Consider the following 5,830-nt stretch of genomic DNA (forward strand, 5'->3'; position numbering starts at 1 on the left):
GTCTGTGGTTGATCGTATCGGTTACTTCCAGTAAATACGAATAGGACAATGGACGCAGAGTGACTCCCTTTGGGATAAATTCTCGGAGCATGCGGTTATGCCTTTCGTTCGTTCCTTTCTCCCAAGAAGCATACGCATGAGTAAAGAAAACCTGAACGTCTTCAGCGATGCTTTCAATAAGAGACAGACTTGAAAACTCAGAGCCGTTATCAGTTGTGAGTGACTTGAACTGTTCTAGCCCCTGTTTTTTCATCAAGTCAAGCACGCCTTTTTGAACCAGCGCTGCGCCTTTTCCCCAAACTTCCTTAATGAGGCAGTAGCGTGTTTTTCGTTCAACCATAGTGATGATGACAACTATCTTATTACATGCTTACTTAATGCAGATTGGTCAACCTAAGGTTATCGCACACACCCTTACCCTATTCTTTGCAGTAATTGAAGGGATTTTCTTTATTTCAAGTATTACCAAATTCTTTCACGGCGGTTATGTTGCCGTTATTATTGCGGCGATCATTTTATTCGTCATGGTGATATGGCAATGGGGAAATCAAATAGAAGCCAAGACAGAAGACCTTATTGACATCCATGATTACCTTGATCAAATTGGTGAATTACGAAAAGATTCCTCATTGCCTTTAAATCAAACAAATGTCGTTTTCTTAGTTGCTCATATGAATGACTCTATGATCGGGCGGCAATATATCTATTCCATCCTGGATAAACGACCTAAAAAGGCAAGAGTTTATTGGTTTGTGAATGTTGTTGTAACCGACAAGCCTTATACAAAGGCTTATGAGGTCGACATGATGGATACAGACTATATCGTTAAAGTGAAATTACATCTTGGATTCAAGGTCACTCAAGAAATTAATATTTATATTCAGCAGATTATCCATGATTTAGTGGAGAGTGGTCGTTTGCCAAAACAATGACAGAGATATACCATAACACCTGGTAGAGAAGTTGGTGACTTCCAATTCGTTATTATTCATGAGAAACTTTCTCAAACCTCTAAGCTTAGCTCTATTGAGCGCCACATTATGCAGCTTGAACTGTTTATTAAAGAACACGTTCAAACAACTGCCTCTGCCTTTGGCTTAGATTATGCAGAAGTATTAAACGAATACGTACCTTTAGTTATCGGTAAAGAGAAAAAAATAACACTAACTAAAATCACCGATAACAATGTACAAAAAAGTAAACAATTATATTGAAGAATGATTCAAAAAATTGAATATGGATTGCAAAAAGGAACTCTTAAAAACGGAGTTCCTTTTTTGATATTGTTATTTGAGTAATCTTGGTTAATTATTTGATTGATTATCTTTTTTGTTTTAAAGATGTAAATTATGACTAAAGAAAAATGAACACAAAAAGGAGCGCTGATATATCAGCGTTCTTAAAATTCACCTTATTCCCAGTCTGCTTTAAGCTGGTCTAAGAATTAAACATCATGTGAATGTTATTCAAACAGTCATCCATTTTTTGCGAGCTAGATTACGATCCATGATTTCTAATAGCTAGTAATACTTCACTCGTTAAACACACCATCTCTTGAAACGTTTTGGGGATTCTAATTCGCTACCGAAGATTTATCCGAACAATTCGGATTATTGATGATGGTCATATTCCGATTTTGAGCTGATGAACTTATTTGGTGCATTAGCTTATCTTCCTCATCTACATGAGTTCTAATTATGTTATCAGCTCTCACGGAACCATGAACCTCATCTATCCCTTACCACAAAATATGGTTTATTTTAAAAATTAAGGATCTTACTTTATCACCTTTAAAATCAAATAGTTTTATTTAATTCATTGTTATGCCCTCTATTTAAAATCTTCGTTGTACCCTGAAGAAACTTACGACACCCCATTTGAAAGTGATTATCAGGTTTCGACTAAATTAAATTAGTTTTTTACCAATAAGAGGCTAGTTTTGTCCCAGCCTCTTATTGGTAAAAAACATGTCTAGGAGAAAAGATGAAGTATCTGATATACTAAATAATTAAAGTGGATTTTAAGTGGTTTATATAAAAAACAAGCCCTAACTTAGTTTTAAACTAAGCTAGGGCTTGTTTTTTTAATATTTAGAATACTGTAAAAAAATCTTTGTTTTTTCATTTTGAGGATTTTTAAAAATTTGTTCAGGTGTGCCTTGTTCTTGAATTTTTCCTTCTGCCATAAAGATAATTCGATCAGAAATATCAGCGGCAAAGCCCATCTCATGGGTAACAATAATCATTGTTGATTCAGAATCCTCAGCGACCTTTTTGATTACACTAAGAACTTCGCCAATTAAGCTTGGATCTAGTGCTGAAGTCGGCTCATCGAAAAGTAAAATTTCAGGTTTAATAGCTAGAGCACGTGCAATTGCTACACGCTGCTGTTGACCACCTGAAAGACTTTGTGGATAGACATCTTGCTTTTCTAACATGCCAACTTTTTCTAATTGAATTTGAGCTAATTCAATCGCTTTTTTCTTTGGAACGCTATGGACGCTTGTTAAGGATTCAGTCACATTTTCTAAAACTGTTTTGTTATGAAAAAGGTTGTAGTCTTGGAAAACCATGGCTGAATGTTGACGAAGCTTATGGATGTCCTTACGACTCGGATTCTTATAATTCATGGAGAAATCATTAATGGTTACTGTTCCTGAGTCAGGTTGATCAAGGTAATTTAAAGAACGTAAGAGCGTTGATTTACCAGTACCTGAGGGACCAATAATTGACACGATTTCATTCTCTCTAACTGAGAAGTTTAGATCTTTGAAAACTTCTAGATCACCAAAGCTTTTACTTAAATTATCGACACTTAAAATGATATTTTCCTGCATATTATTGATGTCCTTTGCTTAGATTTTTCTCGAATACTTTTTGGAGTTGGACTAGAAGGCCAACGACTACCCAATAGATAATCAAAACGGCTACATAAGATTCCATCACTCGATAAGTAGAAGCAGCAATTAATTGAGCTTGTCCCATTAATTCAAGAACACCGATGGTAAAGCCAATAGCGGTTGACTTGATTAGACCGATGAAAGAGTTTGAAAGACCGGGTACCGCAACTCGTAATGCTTGCGGGAAGATAATCCGACGAATGGCTTTACCTTCAGTCATCCCCACCGATAGAGCGGCTTCATATTGCCCTTTATCAACTGAATTGAAAGCGCCACGGAATGTTTCTGACATAAAAGCAGCTTCATTTAAAGAATCAACAAAGATAAAAGCAGCAATCGGACTAATGCTTGAGAGCTCAGGAATCATTGTTGTTAATCCGTAATAAAAGAAGAAGACTTGGGCGATTAAAGGGGTACATCTAAAGAAAGAAACATAAATATTTAATAATTGCGTAAGAACTGGAATATTAAAAATTTTAACAATGGCAATTAGGGTCCCAATAATAAAGGCGAAAATGAAGGCGACAACAGCCATCGAAATTGTAATTGGAACAAAGGGAATTAAATCGGGGAATAGTTCAAAAAAGAATAATGTATCAAAATTCATAGGAAACTCCTTTTATAGTTGTTTAATAAATAAAGTAATGATAGACCTCTTACAAGAAGTGGTCTATCATTTATCTTTTTAGAATTCAAAGCCCTCAGAACCACGAATTCTACCAGTTTTAGTTTCGCTGTAATCTTCACCAAAGTATTCTTGGTAAATTGCTGATAGGGTACCGTTTTCTTTAACTTCAATTAAAGCAGCATTAAACTTATTGTATAGGTCTTCATTATCTTTATTGAAGGCAAAAGAAGCTGGTGATTCATAGAGGAGATCGCCGGTTAATTTAAGATTAAAGTTTCCTTCTTGATTAACAGTATTAAATCCTGGTTTATCATAGAAAGAGGCATCGGCTTTGTTAGTATCAATATAAGTCTCATTGTTATCTGAGATAGCGATGAGATCAACTTCATCCTTAGGATCATTAGCTGCTTTCCAGAATTGACCATAAGAATGAGAACCTGACCCTGTAATTAGAGCTAATTTTTTCCCTTTCATATCTTCCATGCTATTAATTGAATCATCATCAGCACGAACCATTAAGTAATAAGGGATATAAGCATAAGTTTCAGTCCAATTGTATTTATCGACTGTTTGAGGTGAAGGGGAAATACCATGAGAAATAAAATCAACACGACCAGAGTCCAATTCACCGAATAGCCCTTGATATTCTGTGACAACAAATTCTAATTGATAGTCGCCATCCATTTCTTCAACAACTGCTTCGATAATTGTACGGTCAACGCCTTGAACGTCGCCACCCTCCATGTAAGACCATGGTTTCCAAGAAGCTGCTGTACCTACTTTAATGACAGAATCATTATTGGTTTTATCGTTATCTTTATTAGCTTGCCCACAGCCAGTAAGGATTAAGCTACTTACTAGAACAAGGCCTAAACCTAATTTTTTAATTTTTTTAAACATATAACTATCTCTCCTCTAAATTTTTAAGTTAGCTCTAACTTTATCAGTGTTAAGACTATTTGAAAAATATAAAAAATGGATAAGAGTCCATAGTTTAAAACTATTTACTTTTGAACAGATTTACAAAGAACTATTGTTTAAAGGTGCAAGATAATTTTTTAAAGCTATTTTTATCTCTCCTCTAAATTTTTAAGTTAGGAAAGATAACAAAGTAAACGAAATCATTTTTTGTAATTTCCATAACAAGTAACCCTTTTTGTAAATTTTAGATAAATTTATTACAATATTCCGTATGTTTAGAAATATAAAATTAAAATATTGAACTTTTTTTGTCTAATATGGCTTATTTGAAATATTGGTAAAAGTTATTTTTATTCCACATACTCATTCTAATTAATATAAATTGACCATGAACTGCCGGTAAAGTTGGAAGCAAAAAAGGAGGTATCCATTATTCGGACACCTCCTTTTACTTTCTCTAATTTTATTTAAATGATAATAACGTTTTTCTATCAGGCAATCCTTCGTTGTCACTTTGTTGCTGAATTTGAATAGATCCGATAATATTCCCACGTCTTACTCCTTCTGCAACAGGTAACTTATCTAAGATGCCACTAATCACACCAACAGCAAAACCATCCCCAGCACCCACTGTATCTACCACTTCATCAACTTGGAATCCAGGAACCATTGGTTCAAAACACGCTGATGAACGTCAATATTGGACGCTACAAGAGTTTCATCAAGCTATGGAATTTCTTGATGATAACCTACCCTTTAAACTTGCTTACTACATTCTGTTCTATACAGGAATGCGTGAAGGTGAGTTATTAGCTTTAAGCCTTGACGATTTTAACCTTGATGATTGTACGGTAAATATCAGAAGTAATTGGGGTGTACGCAAAAATAGGAACGCAATCACAACAACGAAGAGTAGATCTTCAAATCGTGTAATCACGTTCCCTAATTTAATAAAACCAATGTTATTAGAATATGTTGATATGCAGTATGGTTATAAGTCAAATATGCGTCTATTCTATCAACTCAATAAATACACATTGAATAGCTATCTTAAGAAAGCTGCTAAATATGCTGATATTAAGACCATAACTGTCCATGAATTACGACACTCTCACGCTTCATTATTGATTAATAATGATGTAAATATTAAAGCCTTACAGCAACGTCTTGGACACAAGAATATTGATACCACTCTTGGAACGTATAGCCACATGTATCCTAGCAAACAAAGAGAGATTGCTGACATGCTAAATAATTTAGAACCAAAATAGAACCGCACTCATTTAAAAATACTGTCATATCAACGATAGTGGCGTTTTTCCCACTACTCCCACTCGATTGTTGCAGGTGGCTTGCTCGTAATGTCTAAGACTACGCGGTTG

8 protein-coding genes and 1 pseudogene are annotated in these 5,830 nt (G+C 34.8%); 3 read left to right on the forward strand and 6 right to left on the reverse strand.

The window, feature by feature from the left end; all coding sequences use genetic code 11:
* Nucleotides 1-352, reverse strand: a pseudogene (locus tag ABS911_RS13925) (IS30 family transposase); the annotation flags it as partial.
* Nucleotides 353-356: 4 nt separating this feature from the next.
* Between ABS911_RS13925 and ABS911_RS13930 the strand changes: the two are divergent.
* Together ABS911_RS13930 and ABS911_RS13935 are read left to right on the forward strand one after the other, a co-directional pair.
* Complete coding sequence (locus ABS911_RS13930) at nucleotides 357-932, forward strand: KUP/HAK/KT family potassium transporter (RefSeq protein ID WP_502880550.1); 576 nt, start codon at nucleotides 357-359, stop codon at nucleotides 930-932.
* A gap of 108 nt (nucleotides 933-1,040) precedes the next feature.
* A complete protein-coding gene (locus ABS911_RS13935; RefSeq protein WP_350468056.1) occupies nucleotides 1,041-1,214 on the forward strand; it encodes a hypothetical protein in 174 nt (57 codons plus the stop codon).
* An 869-nt stretch (nucleotides 1,215-2,083) separates the two neighbouring features.
* On the opposite strand, the gene ABS911_RS13940 is transcribed toward ABS911_RS13935, so the two are convergent.
* From ABS911_RS13940 to ABS911_RS13955, 4 genes are all read right to left on the reverse strand, one after another.
* Nucleotides 2,084-2,836 carry an amino acid ABC transporter ATP-binding protein gene (locus tag ABS911_RS13940; protein WP_350468057.1) on the reverse strand — a complete coding sequence of 251 codons (753 nt, stop codon included), beginning with the start codon at nucleotides 2,834-2,836 and terminating at the stop codon, nucleotides 2,084-2,086.
* 1 nt (nucleotide 2,837) lies between these two features.
* On the reverse strand, nucleotides 2,838-3,506 hold the full coding sequence (locus ABS911_RS13945; RefSeq protein ID WP_350468058.1) for an amino acid ABC transporter permease: 669 nt from the start codon (nucleotides 3,504-3,506) through the stop codon (nucleotides 2,838-2,840).
* A 78-nt stretch (nucleotides 3,507-3,584) separates the two neighbouring features.
* Nucleotides 3,585-4,427: a substrate-binding periplasmic protein gene (locus tag ABS911_RS13950; RefSeq protein WP_350468059.1), complete on the reverse strand. Its 843-nt coding sequence runs from the start codon at nucleotides 4,425-4,427 to the stop codon at nucleotides 3,585-3,587.
* A 484-nt stretch (nucleotides 4,428-4,911) separates the two neighbouring features.
* Complete coding sequence (locus ABS911_RS13955; RefSeq protein WP_350468060.1) at nucleotides 4,912-5,118, reverse strand: PfkB family carbohydrate kinase; 207 nt, start codon at nucleotides 5,116-5,118, stop codon at nucleotides 4,912-4,914.
* Between ABS911_RS13955 and ABS911_RS13960 the strand changes: the two genes are divergently transcribed.
* Nucleotides 5,036-5,719, forward strand: a complete 684-nt coding sequence (locus ABS911_RS13960; protein WP_350468061.1) for a site-specific integrase — start codon at nucleotides 5,036-5,038, stop codon at nucleotides 5,717-5,719. The two genes, ABS911_RS13955 and ABS911_RS13960, sit on opposite strands and share 83 nt — an antisense overlap.
* Nucleotides 5,720-5,772: 53 nt before the next feature.
* Here the strand turns inward: ABS911_RS13960 and ABS911_RS13965 are convergent.
* The coding region (locus ABS911_RS13965) for a GMP synthase (glutamine-hydrolyzing) (RefSeq protein ID WP_350468062.1) at nucleotides 5,773-5,830 on the reverse strand (58 nt) is incomplete at its 5' end.

The organism is Carnobacterium sp., from assembly GCF_040274425.1.